The 21,136-nt window shown below is 39.2% G+C and carries 21 protein-coding genes; 13 read left to right on the top strand and 8 right to left on the bottom strand.

Annotation, left to right across the window (positions count from 1 at the left end):
- Window positions 1-42: 42 nt before the first annotated feature.
- From grpE to deoC, 7 genes are all read left to right on the top strand, one after another.
- The gene (gene grpE, locus AC1DIV_RS05710; protein ID WP_230136063.1) at window positions 43-636 is read left to right on the top strand and encodes a nucleotide exchange factor GrpE; all 594 of its coding nucleotides are present in this window, start codon (window positions 43-45) and stop codon (window positions 634-636) included.
- A gap of 37 nt (window positions 637-673) precedes the next feature.
- Window positions 674-2,506 (top strand): molecular chaperone DnaK, encoded by a 1,833-nt coding sequence (gene dnaK, locus AC1DIV_RS05715; RefSeq protein ID WP_034308533.1) that lies wholly within the window; start codon window positions 674-676, stop codon window positions 2,504-2,506.
- Window positions 2,507-2,793: 287 nt separating this feature from the next.
- On the top strand, window positions 2,794-3,909 hold the full coding sequence (gene dnaJ, locus AC1DIV_RS05720; RefSeq protein WP_323598452.1) for a molecular chaperone DnaJ: 1,116 nt from the start codon (window positions 2,794-2,796) through the stop codon (window positions 3,907-3,909).
- 37 nt (window positions 3,910-3,946) lie between these two features.
- Entirely contained in the window at window positions 3,947-4,888 is a 942-nt protein-coding gene (gene prmA, locus AC1DIV_RS05725; RefSeq protein WP_034308530.1) for a 50S ribosomal protein L11 methyltransferase, read from the top strand.
- Window positions 4,889-5,026: 138 nt separating this feature from the next.
- Window positions 5,027-5,779: a 16S rRNA (uracil(1498)-N(3))-methyltransferase gene (locus tag AC1DIV_RS05730; RefSeq protein WP_034308528.1), complete on the top strand. Its 753-nt coding sequence runs from the start codon at window positions 5,027-5,029 to the stop codon at window positions 5,777-5,779.
- A gap of 6 nt (window positions 5,780-5,785) precedes the next feature.
- Window positions 5,786-7,123 carry a tRNA (N(6)-L-threonylcarbamoyladenosine(37)-C(2))-methylthiotransferase MtaB gene (mtaB, locus tag AC1DIV_RS05735; RefSeq protein WP_340876937.1) on the top strand — a complete coding sequence of 446 codons (1,338 nt, stop codon included), beginning with the start codon at window positions 5,786-5,788 and terminating at the stop codon, window positions 7,121-7,123.
- Between the two features lie 159 nt (window positions 7,124-7,282).
- A complete protein-coding gene (gene deoC / locus AC1DIV_RS05740; protein WP_048682875.1) occupies window positions 7,283-7,954 on the top strand; it encodes a deoxyribose-phosphate aldolase in 672 nt (223 codons plus the stop codon).
- A gap of 544 nt (window positions 7,955-8,498) precedes the next feature.
- Here deoC and AC1DIV_RS05745 read toward each other — a convergent pair.
- Window positions 8,499-9,431, bottom strand: a complete 933-nt coding sequence (locus AC1DIV_RS05745; protein WP_340876936.1) for a Na/Pi symporter — start codon at window positions 9,429-9,431, stop codon at window positions 8,499-8,501.
- Between the two features lie 236 nt (window positions 9,432-9,667).
- Between AC1DIV_RS05745 and rpsU the strand changes: the two genes are divergently transcribed.
- From rpsU to AC1DIV_RS05770, 5 genes are all read left to right on the top strand, one after another.
- Window positions 9,668-9,841 (top strand): 30S ribosomal protein S21, encoded by a 174-nt coding sequence (gene rpsU / locus AC1DIV_RS05750; protein WP_028391853.1) that lies wholly within the window; start codon window positions 9,668-9,670, stop codon window positions 9,839-9,841.
- A gap of 14 nt (window positions 9,842-9,855) precedes the next feature.
- Complete coding sequence (locus tag AC1DIV_RS05755; protein WP_034308521.1) at window positions 9,856-10,299, top strand: GatB/YqeY domain-containing protein; 444 nt, start codon at window positions 9,856-9,858, stop codon at window positions 10,297-10,299.
- A 299-nt stretch (window positions 10,300-10,598) separates the two neighbouring features.
- Window positions 10,599-11,918, top strand: coding sequence for an NfeD family protein (locus tag AC1DIV_RS05760; RefSeq protein ID WP_445670169.1), 1,320 nt, complete (start codon window positions 10,599-10,601; stop codon window positions 11,916-11,918).
- Between the two features lie 56 nt (window positions 11,919-11,974).
- The gene (gene floA, locus AC1DIV_RS05765; RefSeq protein ID WP_370023731.1) at window positions 11,975-12,958 is read left to right on the top strand and encodes a flotillin-like protein FloA; all 984 of its coding nucleotides are present in this window, start codon (window positions 11,975-11,977) and stop codon (window positions 12,956-12,958) included.
- A gap of 22 nt (window positions 12,959-12,980) precedes the next feature.
- Complete coding sequence (locus tag AC1DIV_RS05770; RefSeq protein WP_323598456.1) at window positions 12,981-13,475, top strand: hypothetical protein; 495 nt, start codon at window positions 12,981-12,983, stop codon at window positions 13,473-13,475.
- 157 nt (window positions 13,476-13,632) lie between these two features.
- On the opposite strand, the gene AC1DIV_RS05775 is transcribed toward AC1DIV_RS05770, so the two are convergent.
- The 5 genes from AC1DIV_RS05775 to AC1DIV_RS05795 all read right to left on the bottom strand — a co-directional run bounded on the left by AC1DIV_RS05775 (window position 13,633) and on the right by AC1DIV_RS05795 (window position 16,087).
- On the bottom strand, window positions 13,633-13,806 hold the full coding sequence (locus AC1DIV_RS05775; protein ID WP_331261875.1) for a hypothetical protein: 174 nt from the start codon (window positions 13,804-13,806) through the stop codon (window positions 13,633-13,635).
- A 332-nt stretch (window positions 13,807-14,138) separates the two neighbouring features.
- Entirely contained in the window at window positions 14,139-14,606 is a 468-nt protein-coding gene (locus tag AC1DIV_RS05780; protein WP_477575946.1) for a hypothetical protein, read from the bottom strand.
- Entirely contained in the window at window positions 14,603-15,115 is a 513-nt protein-coding gene (locus AC1DIV_RS05785) for a terminase small subunit (RefSeq protein ID WP_477575948.1), read from the bottom strand. Before AC1DIV_RS05785 ends, AC1DIV_RS05780 begins: the two co-directional genes overlap by 4 nt.
- 61 nt (window positions 15,116-15,176) lie before the next feature.
- The gene (locus tag AC1DIV_RS05790; protein WP_477575950.1) at window positions 15,177-15,872 is read right to left on the bottom strand and encodes a hypothetical protein; all 696 of its coding nucleotides are present in this window, start codon (window positions 15,870-15,872) and stop codon (window positions 15,177-15,179) included.
- 26 nt (window positions 15,873-15,898) lie between these two features.
- Window positions 15,899-16,087, bottom strand: coding sequence for a hypothetical protein (locus AC1DIV_RS05795; protein WP_477575952.1), 189 nt, complete (start codon window positions 16,085-16,087; stop codon window positions 15,899-15,901).
- Between the two features lie 1,387 nt (window positions 16,088-17,474).
- On the opposite strand from AC1DIV_RS05795, the gene AC1DIV_RS05800 reads away from it, so the two are divergent.
- Window positions 17,475-18,167 carry an RNA polymerase sigma factor sigma-70 region 4 domain-containing protein gene (locus AC1DIV_RS05800; RefSeq protein WP_370015838.1) on the top strand — a complete coding sequence of 231 codons (693 nt, stop codon included), beginning with the start codon at window positions 17,475-17,477 and terminating at the stop codon, window positions 18,165-18,167.
- Window positions 18,168-18,254: 87 nt separating this feature from the next.
- On the opposite strand, the gene AC1DIV_RS05805 is transcribed toward AC1DIV_RS05800, so the two are convergent.
- Both AC1DIV_RS05805 and AC1DIV_RS05810 read right to left on the bottom strand, forming a co-directional pair.
- On the bottom strand, window positions 18,255-19,973 hold the full coding sequence (locus tag AC1DIV_RS05805) for a P-loop NTPase fold protein (RefSeq protein WP_477575954.1): 1,719 nt from the start codon (window positions 19,971-19,973) through the stop codon (window positions 18,255-18,257).
- 22 nt (window positions 19,974-19,995) lie between these two features.
- Complete coding sequence (locus AC1DIV_RS05810) at window positions 19,996-20,832, bottom strand: hypothetical protein (protein WP_370015835.1); 837 nt, start codon at window positions 20,830-20,832, stop codon at window positions 19,996-19,998.
- Between the last annotated feature and the right edge of the window lie 304 nt (window positions 20,833-21,136).

A 21,136-nucleotide genomic window follows, 5' to 3' on the forward strand; every position in this document is an offset into this window, starting at 1 on the left:
ACTTTAGCATAAATTGTATAACCCTTTTAGGGAGGTGAGATTGTGACAGAAAATAAAAACGAAGAACAAACATTGGAAAATGAAACAATCGAGGAAAGCGCTGCAGAAGCAGTTTTCGCTGAAGAAGAAATTCCAGCAGCGGAAGAAAACGATGGTCCGGTTGAAAAAGATGAACTTCAATTGGCTCATGAAAAAATTGCCGAACTTGAGGCGAAAATCGAAGAAATGGATAACCGTTATCTTCGTCTGCAGGCCGATTTTGATAATTCAAGACGCCGTGCCAAGCTTGATATGGAGGCGGCTCAAAAATATAGAGTTCAAAGTATTGCTAGTGATTTAGTGGAGGCTCTTGATAATTTTGAAAGAGCAACAAAAATCGAAGCGGAAAATGAACAGACGAAATCCTTGCTTTCCGGCATGGAAATGGTCTATAAAGCAATTACTGGTGCATTGGCTAAAGAAGGCATCGAACCGATCAGTTCGGTTGGCGAAGAGTTCGATCCGCGTTTGCATCAAGCGGTCATGCAAGTTCAAGATGAAAACTTCGGTTCGAACATCGTCGTCGAGGAATTCCAAAAAGGATACCTTCTTAAAGACCGTGTGATTCGACCTGCAATGGTAAAAGTGAACGAATAGGATTTTTACATATAAATAATTGGGAGGTAGTGAAACTATGAGCAAGATTATTGGTATTGACTTAGGTACAACAAACTCTTGTGTATCTGTACTTGAAGGCGGGGAACCAAAAGTAATCCCGAATCCGGAAGGAAACCGTACAACACCATCCGTAGTGGCATTCAAAAATGGAGAAAGGCAAGTAGGGGAAGTGGCAAAACGCCAAGCGATTACAAACCCTAACACGATCATTTCCATTAAACGCCATATGGGTACCAACCATAAAGAAGTAATTGAAGGAAAAGAATACTCACCTCAAGAAGTTTCTGCAATCATCCTTCAATACTTGAAATCATACGCTGAAGAATATCTTGGCGAAAAAGTCACAAAAGCGGTTATCACTGTACCTGCTTACTTCAATGATGCAGAACGTCAAGCAACTAAGGATGCTGGTCAAATTGCCGGCCTTGAAGTGGAACGTATCATCAACGAACCGACAGCTGCAGCACTTGCATACGGTTTGGATAAAACGGAAGAAGATCAAACGATCCTTGTATTCGACCTTGGCGGCGGTACATTTGACGTGTCGATCATGGAACTTGGAGACGGCGTTTTCGAAGTTAAGTCCACAGCTGGCGACAACCGTCTAGGTGGGGATGATTTCGACCAAGTCATCATCGATTACCTTGTTGAAGCATTCAAGAAAGAAAACGGAATCGATCTTTCAAAAGATAAAATGGCGGTTCAACGTTTGAAAGATGCAGCTGAAAAAGCGAAAAAAGATCTTTCCGGCGTAACGTCAACTCAAATTTCTTTACCATTCATCACTGCTGGAGAAGCTGGACCGCTTCACTTGGATGTAACGATGACTAGAGCTAAATTCGATGAGCTTTCCACAGGTCTTGTGGAACGTACTATGGGACCGACTCGTCAAGCATTGAAAGATGCTGGTCTTTCAGCATCTGAAATCGACAAAGTAATCCTGGTTGGTGGATCTACACGTATTCCTGCTGTCGTTGAAGCGATCAAAAAGGAAATCGGTCAAGAACCAAGCAAAGGTGTAAACCCTGATGAAGTGGTTGCTATGGGTGCTGCAATTCAAGGTGGCGTATTGACAGGTGATGTTAAAGACGTTGTCCTTCTTGATGTAACTCCACTTTCACTTGGAATTGAAACGATGGGCGGAGTATTCACGAAACTGATTGACCGTAATACTACGATTCCGACAAGTAAATCACAAGTATTCTCGACAGCGGCTGATAATCAAACGGCAGTTGATATCCATGTCCTTCAAGGTGAGCGTCCAATGTCAGCGGATAACAAAACTCTTGGTCGTTTCCAATTGAGTGACATTCCACCGGCACCGCGTGGAGTTCCGCAAGTTGAAGTGACATTCGATATCGATAAAAATGGTATCGTGAACGTTCGTGCGAAAGATCTTGGTACGAACAAAGAACAAGCAATCACCATCAAATCATCTTCAGGTCTTTCTGATGAAGAGATCGAACGCATGGTACGTGAAGCGGAAGAAAATGCCGATAGCGATAAACAACGTAAAGAAGAAGTTGAACTTCGTAACGAAGCAGATCAATTAGTTTTCCAAACGGAAAAAACGCTTAAAGATCTAGAAGGTAAAGTGGACGAAGCGGAAGTGACAAAAGCGAATGAAGCGAAGGATGAACTGAAAGCTGCAATCGAGAAAAATGAGCTTGAAGAAATCCGCGTGAAAAAAGATGCACTTAACGAAATCGTTCAAGCTTTGACAATGAAGCTTTATGAAGAAGCGGCAAAAGCTCAGCAAGCTGGCGAAGCGGGTGCTGGCGAGTCTGCTCAAGACGATAATGTCGTTGATGCTGAATACACTGAAGTAAACGAAGAAGAGAAAAAATAAAAAGTGCCCCAATCGGGACACTGATATATCGGGCAGTATTCTGCTCCATTGTAAAAAAGTCAAAGTCAGGTTATCTTGACTTTGGCTTTTTTTACAGTGAATGGAAACATTGTTGCAATCACTGATGGGGAATCGTGGGATTTTAGAGAAAAATGTGTGCAAATTGGGGCTGGCAATGCCATTTGCAAAAATGTGTTAAAGCCGTTTGTACTTTTCTAGTTGATTATTATCTTCGTTCAGTGATAATATTACCTTTATGTGAATCGAATCGGGAGTGGATTTTAGATATGAGTAAACGCGATTATTATGAGGTGTTAGGCCTTTCGAAAAGTGCTTCGAAGGATGAAATCAAAAAAGCGTATCGAAAGCTCTCCAAACAATATCACCCTGATATTAATAAAGCGGACGATGCTGCGGATAAATTCAAGGAAATCAAGGAAGCTTACGAAGTATTGAGTGACGAACAGAAAAAAGCCCATTATGACCAATTCGGACATACAGATCCCAATCAAGGCTTTGGCGGTCAGGACTTTGGCGGTTTCGGCGGTTTTGAAGATATTTTCAGTAGCTTCTTTGGTGGCGGCGGACGCAGGAGAGATCCTAATGCACCGCGTCAAGGAGCGGATTTACAGTATACGATGACGCTTTCGTTTGAAGAGGCTGCATTCGGAAAAGATACTGAGATCGAAATTCCGCGTGAAGAGGATTGCGGTACATGTAAAGGATCCGGTGCCAAACCAGGTACAAAGGTGGAAAACTGTTCACATTGTCATGGAACCGGTCAATTGAATGTTGAACAAAACACAGCGTTCGGAAGGATTGTGAACCGGAGAGCATGTCACCATTGTCAAGGAACAGGAAAAATCATTCCTAATAAATGTTCAACATGCGGCGGCGACGGAAAAGTCCAAAAACGTAAAAAAATCCAAGTCAAGGTGCCAGCAGGAATTGATGATGGCCAGCAGTTGCGTGTAACAGGCCAAGGCGAGCCTGGAATCAATGGCGGTCCCGCAGGAGACCTGTATGTTGTCTTCCATGTGCGCAGCCATGAATTCTTTGAACGGGATGGCGATGATATTTATTGTGAAATGCCGGTTACTTTTGCCCAGGCAGCATTAGGCGATGAAATAGAAGTTCCGACGCTGCATGGAAAAGTGAAGCTGAAGATTCCAGCAGGTACACAAACTAGCACTCGTTTCCGTTTAAAGGGCAAAGGAGTTCCGAATGTCAGAGGATATGGCCAAGGAGATCAGCATGTGGTCGTATTGGTTGTCACGCCTAAGAAATTAACGGAAAAACAAAAGGACTTGCTTCGTGAGTTCAGTGATATCAGCGGACAAGGTATAGATGAACAAGATGATGGCTTTTTCTCAAAAGTGAAGCGTGCTTTTAAAGATAGGTGAATAAAAGTAAAAAGAACAAATTGAGAGTTGGTAGATTATGAAGTGGTCTGAATTTGCAATCCAAACAACGAATGAAGCGGTTGAACCTGTTTCGAATATTCTTCATGAGGCAGGTGCGAGCGGTGTTGTCATTGAGGATCCTCTAGAATTAGTCAAGGAACGTGAAAATGTTTTTGGCGAAATCTACCACTTAAACCCCGATGATTATCCGGATGAAGGTGTAGTCATTAAGGCTTATCTGCCCGTTAACAGCTTCCTTGGCGATACCATTGATGCTATTAAGGAATCAATCAATAATCTCCTTCTTTTCGATATTGACCTTGGGAAAAATGTTGTTTCAATTAGTGAAGTGAATGAAGAAGAGTGGGCGACGGCTTGGAAAAAATATTATAACCCCGTCAAGATATCCGAACGTTTTACCATCGTGCCAACGTGGGAAGACTATACTCCGGTAAGCAGTGACGAATTGATCATTGAACTTGATCCAGGCATGGCCTTCGGAACGGGAACACACCCGACGACGGTCATGTGCATCCAAGCGCTGGAACGAACAGTAACGCCTGGGGATTTAGTCGTTGATGTAGGAACTGGTTCTGGTGTTCTAAGCATTGCAGCTGCATTATTGGATGCAAAACGAATCCAGTCACTTGATTTGGATGAAGTGGCAGTACAGTCAGCCAAGCAAAACGTTGAAATAAATAACGTGCAGGATAAAGTGTCCGTGTCACAAGGCAACTTACTGGATGGTGTAAATGAACAAGCGGATATCGTCGTGGCTAATATTCTTGCCGAAGTGATCATGCGTTTTACGGATGATGTAGCGAAAGTCGTTAAACCTGGCGGATATTTCATCGCTTCCGGAATCATTCAAACTAAGAAACAAGATGTGAAGGAAGCGATTATAGCATCTGGTTTCACCGTTGAGGAAACGATCTTGATGGAAGATTGGGTGGCAATAATCGCAAAAAGAAATGCTTAATTGGAAAAGTTACTCTGATTATCGGTTTTTTTGATAGTCAGAGTACCTTTTTTTAGCTTGAATCTTTGCACGGCTTGCATTCTGGATTCCTGACTGTTAGCCTGTGAGTTATTTAGACTAGACGAAGTAGGTGGCAGTGTGCAACGGTATTTTCTTAACGAAGCAGATATCAATGGAAACATGGTGACGATATCAGGTGATGATTTTCACCATATCGCCAGAGTGATGAGAATGGGACCAGGTGAGCGGATCATCACGGTGAAAGGTAATGGCATGACAGCTATCGCGGAAATTTCGGAAATTACTGATGATGCTGTAATAGGTACGGTAACCGAATGGAAGAATGAAGAAAAGGAACTTCCTGTAAGGGTAGTGATTGCGAGCGGTCTGCCTAAAGGGGATAAATTGGAATATATCGTTCAAAAGGGCACTGAACTGGGTGCCGTTGAATTTATCCCTTTTATTGCTGCTCGTTCGGTGGTAAAATGGGACCACAAAAAGGTAGGCAAGAAATTGGAGAGGCTCCAGAAGATTTCAAAAGAGGCGGCTGAGCAATCTCACCGCACGGTTATCCCTGCCATCAAGGAACCGATGACGGCAGATCAGCTAGCTGGGTATGCTTCCGGTTTCGATCATAAATTAATCGCTTTTGAAGAAGAGGCAAAACGGGGGGAAACTTCTGTACTCGCTTCTGTCTTGAAAGATATTACTGCTGGGCAATCCATCCTATTCGTTTTTGGGCCTGAAGGTGGTTTAGCAGATAAGGAAATTGAAAAACTGACTGATGCCGGTTTTATGGCTTGCGGTCTTGGACCAAGAATATTAAGAACTGAAACAGCACCTTTATATGCACTTTCCGCTGTTTCTTATCATGTAGAACTTTTGAGGTGATGAAAAATGGCAACGGTCGCTTTCCATACATTAGGCTGTAAAGTGAATCATTATGAAACAGAGGCTATATGGCAATTATTCAAAACTGGGGGATATGATCGTGTTGAGTTTGAAAATACATCAGATGTATATGTCATCAACACATGCACGGTGACAAACACTGGCGATAAGAAAAGCCGTCAGGTCATCCGTCGTGCCATTCGTAAGAATCCGAATGCCGTCATAGCGGTAACGGGATGTTACGCACAGACATCGCCGGCAGAAATCATGGCCATACCAGGTGTGGATATTGTTGTAGGAACACAAGACAGGGTTAAACTGCTTGATTACATTGAGCAATTCAAGGTTGAGCGTGAACCAATCAATGCCGTAGGAAATATCATGAAAAACCGTGTCTACGAAGAGTTGGATGTACCTGCTTTCACAGACCGTACACGCGCTTCACTGAAGATTCAGGAAGGCTGCAATAATTTCTGCACTTTCTGCATCATTCCTTGGGCACGTGGCTTGATGCGTTCCCGCGATCCAAAGGAAGTCGTTCACCAGGCTGAACAGCTTGTCGAGTCAGGCTATAAAGAGCTAGTCCTTACCGGAATTCATACGGGCGGCTACGGAGATGATTTGAAAGACTATAATTTGGCGATGCTGCTGCGGGACTTGGAAAAAGTCGATGGGCTGAAGCGTATCCGTATTTCATCCATTGAAGCCAGCCAAATTACAGATGAGATCATTGAAGTACTGACGAATTCGAAAAAAGTGGTACGTCATTTGCATATACCAATCCAATCGGGTTCCGATACCGTTCTAAAACGGATGAGACGTAAATATACGATGGATTTCTTCGGTGATCGAATCGAAAAGCTGAAAATTGCACTTCCGGGTCTTGCTGTTACCTCTGATGTCATCGTAGGTTTCCCGGGTGAAACTGAAGAAGAATTCATGGAGACATATAACTTTATAGAAAAATATAAATTCTCCGAACTTCATGTTTTCCCTTATTCAAAACGGACAGGGACTCCGGCTGCCCGTATGGGAGATCAAGTGGATGAAGATATCAAAAATGAACGAGTCCACCGCCTTATTACGTTGTCGGATCAGTTGGCAAAAGAGTATGCCTCCCGATTCGAGGGGGAAGTTCTGGAAGTCATTCCTGAAACGAAGTTGGAAAATGGACTTTATGAGGGCTACTCCGATAATTACATGAAAGTCGTCTTCCCGGCATCGGAAGAAATGGTCGGTGAAATCGTCAAAGTTAAAATCACAAAATCTGGCTATCCATTTAGTGAAGGTCAGTTCGTGACGGTCGTGAAGGATTTTCCGTTGCAACAAGCATCCAATATCTAAGACAGCGGTTAATCGCTGTCTTTTTTTATTATCCTTTTTTAGATGTGTTTTCTTGGCACTTTCGGGTAAAGACTATATATATCGTCAAACTGGTTAAACTATGGTATCATGAGAGGTACGTACAACTAGGTATAGATTGTTTTTGAGGAGGATTTATTAATGTCACAAAATGTAGCAGGTTTAATTGACCACACGTTATTAAAAGCAGATGCAACCAAAGAGCAAATAAAGGTATTGTGCGAAGAAGCGAGAGAGTATAACTTTGCTTCCGTATGCGTAAACCCAACTTGGGTGAAATATGCAAGTGAACTTTTGGAAGGTTCAGAAGTGAAGGTTTGTACGGTTATCGGCTTCCCTCTAGGTGCAACCACACCGGAAACCAAAGCTTTTGAAACGAAAGATGCCATCGCCAATGGTGCTCACGAAGTCGATATGGTGATCAATATCGGCGCATTGAAGGACAAGGATGATGAGTTGGTAGAGCGGGATATTCGTGCTGTGGTAGCGGCATCCACTGGTAAGGCTCTTTCAAAAGTGATCATTGAAACTTCTTTATTGACCGATGAAGAAAAAGTCCGTGCATGTGAATTGGCCGTAAAAGCCGGAACGGATTATGTGAAAACATCAACTGGTTTTTCGACCGGCGGAGCGACAGTTGAAGATATCGCGCTTATGAGAAAAACGGTTGGCCCGAATATCGGTGTCAAAGCTTCAGGCGGGGTTCGCAACACGAGCGATGCCCAGAATGTGATTGAAGCTGGTGCAACAAGAATTGGAGCGAGTGCAGGTGTCTCCATCGTGAAGGGCTTAACAGCTGATTCCGATTATTGATTTTGTAAGGACCGTATAATTCCCTAAAATATAGCAGGCGGAGAAAAATGAATTATTTTTTCTCCGCCTGTTTTTTATTGATTCCAAAAATAATTCAACTGGCAATTTCCCTTGCCCGTATATTGGCTTATTTCTTCCATAAAAAAGAGGACCTGTATCATTTTTGGAACCCATACATTCAAAAATAAGTTTATTGTGGATTTAATAGATATTAGGAGGTATCAAACAGGGAGTAAACATGCTTATATTAAATTGGGTTTTCATTTTGAATGGTTAAATGCATGGTGGAATTTTACACTTCAATAACCGTTTTATTTATAATGGCAGTAACTGCTTTTTATCTAACATCATTCTCTAATGAAAGTTTGCTGATTTTGATAGTAGCTGTTGTATTATTGAGTGGTTTGAGCTTATTGAACCATAAAACTAATTATAAAAAGATTAGCTGAAATCGTTTACCGCCCTTAATATCTATGCGTTTAGGTTATGTCTATCTTATTTATGGCTGTCCCATAGTCTGTTGCCAATGACTTTTGGACAGCCCTTATTTTTTTAAGTGTGGCCGATGCACCAAAAGAATGAGGTTGGAGAATCGCCGTGCGAATGGCAAGACGGCCAAAGAAGTCAAGATATTGAAAATGACACTGGCATGCGCGAGCTGTGTCCCTTTGTTTTCGGTGAAATAGGCAGCCGTACTTTCCAGGATGTCCACAAAAGGAAGGAATGCTGCAACCCCGATGATGTTCAGCCAAATATGTGCATAAGCTGTGAAGGCAGCTTGTCTGCCAGAACCGATGCTGGCCATGTATCCGGTGATGCAAGTGCCGATATTCGATCCGAGCATGATGATGATTGCCGAGGACACGGATAACTCCCCATTCATCAAAAAACTCATGGCTATCCCGATGGTTGCAGAACTGGAGTGAATGAGTGCCGTCAATAATAACCCGGCAATCAGGGCATAACTCATATGGCCCTCTATGTACTGGATAAGGGTTTGTATGGATGGATAGGCTGCAACCGGAGTCGAAAGCGTTTTAAAACCGCTCATCGCTGCGAAGATGGCCGAGATTCCGATCAGGGACATTCCTAGGCTTCTCGGAAATGCTTTTGGCATGAAGCAAAGGAAAGCGCCGCTTACGACACCGGGAATGATCCAGCGATCCAAAGAGAAAGTCATGAACTCTGCTGTAAAGGTGGATCCGATATTCGTTCCAAGAATAATCCCGATTGTTTGCGGGAATGTTAAGCTTCCTGCGGAAACGAGGCCGACCGTCATGACCATGACCGCCGAGCTGCTCTGCAGGATCCCGGTAAAGATGGTTCCGGCCAAGAAGCCTTTCCATGGCTTATCCGTAACCTTTGAGAGAAATGTTTTTAATGCTGCACCGGACATATTGAACAGTCCGATTCGTAAAACTGACATACCTGCCAGAAATATCGCAATGAATAAAATGAATAAAAATAGCTCATGCATGACTGTCACCTCATAGTAAGCTTATGGCCCATTAACGGGGGACATGCTATAAATTGGTATTTCATGCAAGTTGAATCTTCGCTTAGTGAAAAATTATGATAATAACACGATTATATTCAAAATAAGTTTGATTTTATTGGTTGACCTGCTAAAGATGATATATTATAATTGTTTAGTACATGTATAACATGTTGACAACTTGAGTTAGTGTGTTGTTTTCGGAGGGAGGGAAAGAGATGTCTAAAACCGTCGTTCGTAAAAACGAATCGCTTGAAGATGCTCTTCGTCGTTTCAAACGTACTGTATCTAAAGCAGGATCGCTTCAGGAAGCTAGGAAGCGTGAATTTTATGAAAAACCAAGCGTAAAACGTAAGAAAAAGTCTGAAGCTGCAAGAAAACGTAAATTCTAAGAGAGGGTGGAAAGATGAGTCTTCTCGAGCGTTTAAATAATGATATGAAACAAGCGATGAAGAACAAGGAAAAGGACAAACTATCTGTTATTCGGATGCTGAAAGCTTCTATTCAAAACGAAGCCTTGAAGCAGAGACAAGATTTAACAGATGATGAAGAATTGACAGTGCTCTCTCGCGAATTAAAACAACGCAAAGACTCCCTCCAGGAGTTTGAAAACGCAGGTCGTTCAGATCTCGTGGATAAAGTCCGCACCGAACTAGTATACGTAGAGGCATATATGCCTCAGCAACTTTCAGAAGAAGACATTTCTAAAATCGTTAACGAAACGATTTTAGAAGTCAATGCAACATCCAAAGCAGATATGGGCCGAGTTATGGGAGCTTTAATGCCTAAAGTTAAAGGTAAAGCGGATGGTTCTCTAGTTAACAAATTAGTACAACAACATCTATCTTAAACTCTAAACTTAAAACTCGAAACCTAACCGCAGGCAAATTGCCTGTGGTTTTTGTGTATTTCATGAATTTTATGCGTATATTATTGAAACGAAGCCCAAGATAATTGTGGCACTTTTAATTTTATTTGCTTTTTTTGAAACCTTTTTCATATACATACGTAATAACTAAAGAACAGGGTAAAGGGTTGCTTCAATTGCTCCTTATTCGAATTTTAGTTGCGGGCTGAATTTACTGGTAAGTTCCTGGATAATGGGGCACTTACCGCGTTTAATACGGGAAAGGGGGCGTTCCGTTGAAAATTTGGCGTTATTTATCTGTACTCCTATTTGGATTGCTGTTCACCATGTCTTCCTTTGGTGGAGCGACGGTATCTGCAAACGAGAAGATCGTTTACCATGTACCCATTGAAGAAACGGTGGAAAAGGGACTCTCGGCCTTTTTGGAACGAGCACTGACCACTGCTGAAGCAGCAGATGCAGATCTTGTCGTTTTCGAGGTGAATACCCCTGGAGGTGCTGTGGATGCAGCAGGGGAAATTGCAAAGTTACTGGCGGATTCACCAATAAAGACAGTTGCCTATGTCAATAACAGGGCTTTATCTGCAGGGGCATACATTTCTTTAAGTGCGGATGAGATCTATATGGTTCCGAGTGCCACCATGGGATCTGCAGCTGTGATTGATTCAACAGGGAACGCTGCAAGTAAGAAAGCGCAATCTTATTGGTTGGCTGCCATGAAGACTGCTGCTGAACAAAATGGACGTGATCCCATATACGCCCAGGCGATGGCGGATGTTGACATCGATCTACCCGAATATGGAGCGGAAAAAGGGAAGTTGCTGACATTTACAGCCGAACAGGCAAAAAAGGCTGGGTATAGCGAAGGCACTGTCTCTGGAAAAGCGGAGCTGTATAGTATACTTGGGGTTGAAGATGCTGATATTCGGTCAATCGAAGAAAGCTTTCCTGAGAAGCTAGCCCGCTTTTTGACCAACCCGATCGTCGTTCCCATTTTATTAACGATAGCGGGAATCGGGATTGTGATGGAATTGTTTTCACCCGGCTTTGGAATTCCGGGCGTAATTGGAATCACCAGTCTTGTCTTATTCTTCTATGGTCATCTTGTCGCCGGTATCACCGGATACGAATCGTTAGCGCTGTTCATCATTGGGGTTATTCTCGTACTAATTGAATTTTTTATCCCAGGGGGGATTATCGGGCTGCTCGGGTTTACAGCGGTAGTGGGGAGTCTATTCCTCGCGACAGGTGATCCGGTCCATATGACGATCTCCTTGCTAATTGCGGTCACCGTATCCATTTTGGTATTCATCCTACTTGTAAAGGTGTTTGGAAAACAGATGAAATTTTTCAGGAAAATGATATTAACCGATGCAACAAATACGGAACAAGGATATGTCAGCAATCCGAATCGTTTGGATTTATTAGGTGTAGAAGGGAAGGCCCTTACAGATTTGAGGCCTTCAGGAACAGCTTTGGTCAAAGAAGAAAGAGTGGATGTCGTGACCGAAGGAAGCTTTATTTCCAAAGGTTCGACAATCATTATCGTTAAAGTTGAAGGATCAAGGGTAGTCGTCCGGGAAATTCCGGATTCAAATTAAAATTAAAGGATACAGGAAGGATGAATCATTAAGTGATAACTTCAGGAACGGTATTTATTGTACTGGCAGTGATTGCTGCTATCATCGTATTGGCAGTGTTTTTCACATTCGTACCAGTCATGTTATGGATTTCCGCTTTAGCGGCAGGAGTCAAAATCAGTATATTTACATTAGTTGGGATGAGGCTTCGCCGTGTTATACCAAGCAGGGTCGTCAATCCCCTTATCAAGGCCCATAAGGCTGGAATCAATGTTTCGACGAATCAATTGGAGAGCCATTACCTTGCAGGCGGTAATGTCGATCGAGTGGTGAATGCATTAATTGCTGCAGAACGCGCCAATATCACGTTACCTTTCGAACGGGGTGCAGCCATTGACCTTGCCGGTCGTGATGTACTGCAAGCCGTTCAAATGAGCGTTAACCCGAAAGTGATCGAAACTCCATTCATCTCAGGTGTAGCGATGAATGGTATTGAAGTGAAAGCGAAGGCAAGGATCACGGTCCGGGCCAATATTGAACGCCTGGTCGGTGGTGCCGGTGAAGAGACGATCATTGCCCGTGTAGGGGAAGGGATCGTATCGACGATCGGTGCTTCGCAAATGCATACGGATGTACTGGAACATCCCGATTTGATTTCAAGAACGGTTTTATCGAAAGGGTTGGATTCAGGGACGGCATTCGAAATTCTTTCCATTGATATTGCTGAAGTGGATATCGGTAAAAATATCGGGGCCATCTTACAGACGGACCAAGCCGAAGCCGATAAGAAAATAGCCCAGGCAAAGGCCGAAGAACGACGTGCGATGGCTGTTGCACTTGAACAGGAAATGGTTGCCCGTGTTCAGGAAATGAGAGCGAAGGTTGTTCAATCCGAAGCGGAAGTTCCGCTGGCCATGGCCGATGCACTGAAAAGCGGAAACCTTGGAGTGATGGATTATATGAATATCCAAAATATCACGGCCGATACGGATATGCGCGGTTCCATCAGTAAAATATCCGAAAATCCAAAAGATAACAACAATAACCATAATAATAATTAGGTCAGGGAAGGAAGGTCTTTAAATGGGAGATTTTATTGATTTCTTTCTCAAGAACCCATTCCTTATCATTGTCTTGATCGGTATTTTAACGTCCATGTTAGGAAAGAAAAAACAGCCTCAAAATCCTAACACCCCTCCGAAAAAGAAATGGCAGGAGGTCATGCAGGAGCTTCAAGGTGAAATGCAGCAAGGGAATCAGCAGCAAACGCCTGCACCTGCTCCTGTAAGGAAAGTCGAACAGCAGGCAGCACAGGCTGCAGAAGTGATCGATGAGACGACGAACGAAGCGAACAAAAGGATTGCGGAGCTTAGACGGCTGCAGCAGAAGTACGATCAAGAGCGTTTGTATCAAAAAGCGAAGGCAGATCAACTTACTTCAACGATTGCTGATAATAACAGTCCGGTCTATCGCAAAGGACCGTCTTTTGGCAAAAAGCAGCTGATTGATGGCATCATCATGTCAGAAGTGCTGGGACCGCCAAGGGCGAAGAGGAGTCTTCAGAGGTCCAGAAGGTGATTCGGAGCTCCGGGCTTTTTTAGACCTTCATTAAATGAGCATGAAAAAATAGGCTTTCATTCACTTATAATTTTGTGCTAGAACCCTCTTTCATTTCATACATTTGAAATTATTTAGAGGTGGTTATAAATAAACAAAAAGAAAGGTTGGGGAAGTTTTAATCCTCAGCCTTTTTTTCTTTCATATCTAAGTAGGCTAATCTAATAATACGTTCAGCCGTTTGGCTAGTGTTTAAATCAACGGATACTTCTTTACTGTAGAATACCCTAAGTTCCTCTAACATTCCCTTAACCTCTTCAGCAACCTTCAATGAAACACTTGATTTAGCCATTTTTGCAACCTCCTTTAGAATGAATATGTAAGAAGGGGATTTCTCCCCAATGCCTTTAAATAACTTATCAAGCTTATTATAAAGCTTTACTAAGTTCATTGTTTCTATAACATGATTTCTATACTCTATAAACATTTCACGTTCAGCTTCTGTTTTAGCACTATGCACAAGCTTATTAGCATTACTTCTTGAAGCTAATAAAGAACCTTGTATAAGGTGTCTCTCTTACAAGACTTAGAATACAACAGATTATATTAGATTACATTAGGTTATTACTGGTAAGTATTTTAGACAAAAAAAACCCCTAATCCAAATAAGGAAAAGGGGTTTTGTTATTCATTCCAGTTAATATCTAAGTCAACACTAATCCAATCTTCTGCAACATCTACACCGTATGGCTTAACATTTACGGTAGCTGTCCATAGGTCTGTTTCTTGCCAAGTATTATCCTTAAAGGCTTGTGTTACAATTTCAACATCAGTACCTGATACAACAAAGAATTCACTTTTAATTCTAAGTAGCTTCCCTTCTGGATAGCGTTTAGAAAGTTCTTTCCATGATGGGACTGTAGGTAAGCTTATCCTTGAATCAGAACTTAATTTAACCTTCCCTTGAAGCTTGTTAGTATTGAAATACCATTCAGCTATAGATTTGATACTGATACCGTTAAAGTCTCCAATAAACATATTATCATCAACGGCTTCATCTTCTGTAGGGTCATAATGATGTAAGTCAATTTCATGTACCATTGTTCCATCATCATCTTTATACTTGCTTATGAAATATCCTTCTTTATTCAATTTACATCACCCAAATCAATTTCTTCAAACTCTGCATCGATAGGGGGTGCAATCTTCTTAGTAGCCATATCTATTGTTGTAAGGTCGGTTACGCTAGGCTTAGGTCTATCATAATCAGAGGTGATATCAATACGCTGTACTAGCTGTCCAGTAGCTTTTAGATACAGTTCAACGGCTTGTTTCTTAGAAATAGTATTCGGAATTGTCTTTTCAATCTGACCTGATTTAAAGTTAATAACTTCTTCCATAATTGTACCTCTAGCTATCCCCGTTAGTATTTGCATTGCTTCATCAAATGTTAATATGGATTCTGCTATACCTGCTTCACCTAACAAATCTAAATAGGATTGAATATGTGGTTTCTTCAGCCATTTATTTAAGGTAGGTCTGCTAATATTAATCTGTCTAGCCGTTTCGGATGTGTTTCTCATATTGGCAACATAGGCATGACAAAACTTCATTTCTATATCACTTAATTTTAAATCTACTCTAGTGTGTTCTAACTTCATGATTTAATCATTCCTTTTCTGTTTTATAAATAAAAAGAAGGACTCCCGAAGGAATCCTATTTTACCCCTGTAATTCGCTGTTAATGGCTTCAATCTTACTTTCACATTCTCTTAAATCATTGTTCATAGTACCCGTTTCAAACGCTGTTTTATCTGCTTGATATGTTGTTAAACGGGCTGTATGGGCTTCTGTAGCGGTACGGTAATCATTTAGTACCTTAGACGAATCTTCCATTCCTAAACCCTCTAGGTTAGGCTTCTGTGGTGTATCAGCTAGAATAGCCCATTCATCAAACTTAATACCATCCGTAACCATCACATCAATATGAAAATCATTCATTTCAGGCTTGTAAACATCATGCTTTAAACGTGTATATAACTTCTTATTTTCTGTCATTAGTTGAGAACGTTCCGAATAGTCCAATTCTCCAAAACTTTTGATAGGTTCAACCTTTACAACGTTAGCTTGTTCATCGGTAGCAACTCTCATAAGAACACCGTTAACAGTTTTAATAGTGCTAACGTCCCTATGTTGTGGCTTACCTAGCATCATGTTAGCAATGGTTTCTTTAATGAATTTCTGTTGCTGTAGTACTGTTTCTTTTTCAGCTACTTTTTCATCAAACCACTTTTCAGCTTCCTTATTCATTCGTTTAAAGATTGAAGAATGTTTGTATGCATTGTTAGCTTGAAGTTGTTTTTGCATCTGTGCCACCTGTTGCTGTAATTGAATCATTTCATTAGATTGTTTTGTCATTTTAGTTATCTCCCTTTTCTTTTCTATTATTGAAATCTACTTGTTAATCCTTTGTCATATCTGCGAATAATTCCTCTAAGAATATTAATCTCTTTTTCCTTCTGGATAGCTTCCATCTGCATACGGTAAATCAACTTATTCTGTTCCAAGCATCTACCGATAAGTTGATTCTTAGATGATGCGTTTGCTTCATCTACTGTAATAATCTTCTCCACTAATAACACCATCCTTTATATTTTATTGTTCGTATAGATAATGGGACACCCTTCGAAAAGGATGCCCTGTAACCACACGAATTGTTCCGTATGGGAAAGGTACAAATACTAGACTTCGTTCCAAGGTATCCGTCTAGTGTACATTAAATCATTGTCCACCCACTGAACAACAATTAATCAAGGTGATTGTATAAGCTTTTATACTCTTCAAAACAATTGGAGTTTGCGTATCAAGGCAGAATCAATTACCAGCTAACAAACATAGAAGAAAACGGTTCATGCCATTCTCTATACTATATAGACCTTTTAACGAGGATATCCATCTCGTATTATCTACTTTAAAAAGTGCCCAATTGGGTAAACAATCAGGCAATCTAAAAATAGTGAATCGCCTATCGTTAGTTTGTCGAAATTGGGGTGCTAGAACCCTCTCCAAGACGATTCGATCTAGCGGTAGTAATGCCGAGAAATAAAGCAATCCAAACTACTACTAGGGTAGTAATTTTTTGACGGTCTTTTCCGAGACCAATAAAAGAACCCAATTGAAAGTATTTCTACCTTCATTGAAACCACTACAGGGAAACGGGAGTAAACCTGTAATGATTTCTAGAAAGGGGAAATGGAAGGGATAACTTAGAATGACAAGCACTTAACTAATGCTTGATAAGGAAGGTGGACTATTTCCTTCCCTACATAATATACATCTGTGAATCACCTTGATAATTTCCACTTTACCTAACATAAAATAATCTTTTTGTCAAATGTCTGAATTCGCTTCTAAAAGGTGTTAGAGGGGGAGGTAACACTAATTAATTACCCATAAGCTAATAGAATCGCTTAGAAGGGCAATTGTGGAGGAATTAGAGGTATATCCTACTTATTCTAAAGTTATGTATACCGTTGAACTTAATTATGTAATGTTTCTGTTAGAAGTGATTGACCTTTAACGGTCATTGTTTGTTATTTATGTATTTACTTAATTAGTAGTGAACGTAGTGAACAATCTTTCTATTAAAACATTCTTTTAAAAGATTACTAATAACCCCTTCCTTAAATGGTTTCCCCATCAACTTTTCCCCCTCACTCTTTATATCCGCTTTTCCCGTTGATAATTTCCACCCTCTTTTAAAAAAACTTTTCTCTTTTTTGTGTTTATTTCAATCGCTGCTGGAATGATGTCCCATTTCATCAACTTCGCTTTATTTTTCTTATATGTCCCATTTCATCAACTTCAATTGTTTAAAACTTTGTAAGGCAATTGTGCAAAAAACCGACTTCGATTTACTTACTAGGGAGAGGACGTTTTTTAGCAGTTGTGCAAATGGGCTGTTTGATTCGTTAGAAGTATTAGAGATACAAAAACAACACAAAAGGGAGAATGGACAACATGACAAGTATCAACACATTAATCAGAAGAAACAAGGAGTTCGCTAAATCAGCAGATTCAGGATTAGCAGAATGGGAAATTGTTCTGAAGGAGATTAAGCGAATAGTTAAAAAGGGTGAAGGATTTACCATAACGGTTGATGATGGCAACGGTGGTTTTGAATACTTCAAGCTTAATCTTGTTCGACTAGAGGATTATCTAACAAGGCATGGTTTGAAAGCTTTGGAAGATTACCGAAAAGGTGGCAGGGATTTTAACCAAGGTAAAACCGTTGACGAGAAACTACTAATATATATCCGTCACGCTTTGAACCAAGATTTCAAGAACTTCATAAGCATTAAAAAGAACCTACTGATTGAAGAGGGATATATTCAAAAAGACAGTAAGGGTAACCGCTATGACGTTATGAATTCTAAAGATAGTTCTTCTCAAAGTGCTGAAGAAGAAATGACGGGCAACATTCCTGAAGGTGCTACCGTTGAAATGAAATGGATTTTAGAGAACAAAGAGATATTCCGCAATGTATTAACACCTATTGAATGGGATGTAGTGTACTGGTTATTTTATAGAGACTTTGCACCATCAGAAATTGCAGATAAATTACTTCTTTGTAACAGAGATAGAGTAACGAAGATTAAGAACAGGGCTTTAAAGAAACTTAAAAAAGAACTTACACAATTAGGGGGAAAATGAAAAGAACCTGCAATTTTGCAAGTCCTTTTTAGAAGTCGCACAAACTTGTCAACATTGAAAGAAAAACGTGTTATTGATAGGCAATGGTTATCTTTCGAAAAGTGTTTTTAACCTATATTTAAGCAATCTATCTTCTTCAATTTCATCTAATTTAAATAGATATTCCTTAAAGTCATTACTGTAATTTTCTACACCCCACCGTGCTTCAATTGCACTAACTAATAATTTAATTTGAATACACCAGAACCAAAAATTTTCATTAATATTCCCTGAAGGGATAGGGAAAAAATATTGATGTTCATTTAAACTTCTTAATATATATGTTCTATTCGATTGATCATATATTGAATTTACTAAGTCAGTAAGTTCTCTTAAATACCTTACTTGATATGTCTTTTCAATGTAGCAATCTTTAATTTTTTGTATTAATTGCTTTTGATATTCCATTTTTATAGTATCATTTATAGCACGGGTTAATTCTCCAACTTTTTTACTCTCACTATGAAAGAATATATCAACTTCATTTTGATATTGACTTTTTTCTAATTCAATCCTATTAGAAACATTGCCTTTAATATTCTTTAATACACCCTCATTACTCATACCGAAATCAACAGACAATGCTTCACACCAAAAGAACGCAATAGATAAGTGATTTATTATATCGTCAACTTTTTCAGTTCCGTTTAAATTTAAAATATAAGCTTTGGTATGTTCAATCATTTTAAGTATTTCTTTTTCAGAGGAATAGAAATTTCCAGGCTTTTCTTCAAAACTATTTATCGAAGCTATTACTGATAGAATGTCATCCCTAGAATAAGTTCCGGTTACATACCAATTTTTAATATGATGAAAAACATTTTTACTCATTACATTATCCATATTTTTTTTAAGGATATACTCATACAAGTACGCTATTACTCCACTATCACTACCCTTATAAACGGCGTTTCTTAAATCAGCGTTTCTTAAATCACTATCTTTTTTTTCAGTATCTAATAATCTCATTTCATTTTTATGTTCAATATTAAAAAATACACTTGCAAAACACATTCGGTAAAGGTCATCTCTGGTAAACTTATCAGTAAAAATATCTTTACCGAGAATTTGAATCACTTCTTTAATAAACATGTAAGTTTTTTCAAATGTCCTTAAGTTTTTAAAATCAAAGTTCTTTGCTGTTTCCCCAATAACTTCCCATATTTGTTTACCCAAAATATCAACGGGTGCGTTATCAGCGTAATCATCAATTTTATATGTCCTATCAATTGATTTCTCTTTATAATCTATAAATGTGGTTTTATCTTTACCTTTTAGTTGGTCTGTAGCTGCTATAAGAACCGTTTTAATGTTTTCTATTTTAGAAAGACTATCTAGTAATCCTAATATTTCTGTTATTTTAAGATTATGATGTTTTCTCTCTAAATCATCAAATATAATAATATATGTTCCTTTACTACCTAACTCTTTATTCAAGCTTTTATGTAAATCTTCAATAAGTGGAACCGAGATAGTAAACCCCTGGTATCGAAAGGTAACATTTTTAAATTTTTCCCTTAAAACCCTGTAGCTTTTCTTATACATACCCAATGGTGCTTTTTCAATAATCTGAAAATATATTTCTTGAATTATACTGTCTATATCTTTTTTCCCAAATAATGATACATAACTTACATGTGATTGGTCTTTTTCAAATTCTGAAACATATCTTGTTTTTCCAATCCCCCAAGTACCGTCTATCAATACTCTTCTATATTTTGACCAATTAAAATGATTTAGAACAGTAACTATTTCATTTGCTTTCATTAAGTAACCTCACAATCCCAACTTAAACTGATGAATTATTAACATATACATTTGATACAGGTAACATGTTTGGTTCTCCATCATATCCTAAATATAAAAGCTGTTTTATTTTCATCCCCAACAAATTTTCATATCTAATTTCTATGATACTGTGTAATGGAGAAGGATTATATTCAAATGATAATATCAAATTAAGCTTATTTACATCTTCATTTACTCCTAATGAAAAGTCTGTGAAAATCTGCCAAGGTTCATTTTTAGTGATACCGTTATCAATATATGTAAAATTAGAATACTTAACTTTTTCATAAAAATCATCTATATTTCTTTTTGAGATTTCATCTAATTTTGAGATTCCATCAACACTGTCAAGTTGATACCAAAATAATTGAACGTTAACCGCAGGTCCCAAACCGATATTTAAAAAACTTAATTTTGCATCAGGGAAATACGTTTGCCTTTTTGACCATCCATTTTTTATTAATATACCAGTTTTGTTTCTTTCAACTCTCCTATAATAGGTTCTTAATTTCTCTCTTTCATTATTTTCATCAACAGAAGGGCTTACAGTAATAATTGGCTTATATTGATGTTGAATTAAATCGTTATTAATTTTATTAAGTCTATTATTTTGAATGTAAGCTACACCCCCTAATGCAAGAGTTCCGAGAAATGCCATAAATGTTACAGAGTAATCAATTAATTCACCTGCTGTCCACTTTGTTATAAACACAGTGGAAATTGTAGGTAGTTTATATAATATATGAACGATTAAAAGCGGTAAAAGATAAAAAGTTAATAATACTATTAAGACTGATTTTATTTTATTATTTTGTACCCATTCGTTAATCCCTTTCAAAACCTTACCTCCCGATAATTTTGTCAACACTATAAAGTATAACAAATAAGGTATTTTCTGTAACGTGATAAAATGGAACAAGTTATCGCCAAGTTTATTTTTAAGGGTGAAAAAAATTGACCTGCCAGTTTAGTTTTGATCTTTATTATAAGGATTAACACCACAAATAGAAGTAAGAAGATTCCAATTAACTTTAATTAGACCCGATTAGTTGTAACGTCCCTTATATGGCTTGCTAGGGGTGTTAAAACAGATTATGTGGAATTCCCTTATTAGAAAATAGGAAAAAATAAAATTTGGACTC

The sequence above is a fragment of the Peribacillus sp. 05N428 genome, assembly GCF_056397085.1.

Excerpts from the sequence above, each read along its gene's own strand:
- dnaK (WP_034308533.1), top strand. The coding sequence starts at position 674 with ATGAGCAAGATTATTGGTATTGACTTAGGTACAACAAACTCTTGTGTA.
- dnaJ (WP_323598452.1), top strand. The coding sequence starts at position 2,794 with ATGAGTAAACGCGATTATTATGAGGTGTTAGGCCTTTCGAAAAGTGCT.
- prmA (WP_034308530.1), top strand. The coding sequence starts at position 3,947 with ATGAAGTGGTCTGAATTTGCAATCCAAACAACGAATGAAGCGGTTGAA.
- mtaB (WP_340876937.1), top strand. The coding sequence starts at position 5,786 with ATGGCAACGGTCGCTTTCCATACATTAGGCTGTAAAGTGAATCATTAT.
- deoC (WP_048682875.1), top strand. The coding sequence starts at position 7,283 with ATGTCACAAAATGTAGCAGGTTTAATTGACCACACGTTATTAAAAGCA.
- AC1DIV_RS05745 (WP_340876936.1), bottom strand. The coding sequence starts at position 9,431 with ATGCATGAGCTATTTTTATTCATTTTATTCATTGCGATATTTCTGGCA.
- rpsU (WP_028391853.1), top strand. The coding sequence starts at position 9,668 with ATGTCTAAAACCGTCGTTCGTAAAAACGAATCGCTTGAAGATGCTCTT.
- AC1DIV_RS05755 (WP_034308521.1), top strand. The coding sequence starts at position 9,856 with ATGAGTCTTCTCGAGCGTTTAAATAATGATATGAAACAAGCGATGAAG.
- AC1DIV_RS05770 (WP_323598456.1), top strand. The coding sequence starts at position 12,981 with ATGGGAGATTTTATTGATTTCTTTCTCAAGAACCCATTCCTTATCATT.
- AC1DIV_RS05775 (WP_331261875.1), bottom strand. The coding sequence starts at position 13,806 with ATGGCTAAATCAAGTGTTTCATTGAAGGTTGCTGAAGAGGTTAAGGGA.
- AC1DIV_RS05785 (WP_477575948.1), bottom strand. The coding sequence starts at position 15,115 with ATGAAGTTAGAACACACTAGAGTAGATTTAAAATTAAGTGATATAGAA.
- AC1DIV_RS05790 (WP_477575950.1), bottom strand. The coding sequence starts at position 15,872 with ATGACAAAACAATCTAATGAAATGATTCAATTACAGCAACAGGTGGCA.
- AC1DIV_RS05800 (WP_370015838.1), top strand. The coding sequence starts at position 17,475 with ATGACAAGTATCAACACATTAATCAGAAGAAACAAGGAGTTCGCTAAA.
- AC1DIV_RS05805 (WP_477575954.1), bottom strand. The coding sequence starts at position 19,973 with ATGAAAGCAAATGAAATAGTTACTGTTCTAAATCATTTTAATTGGTCA.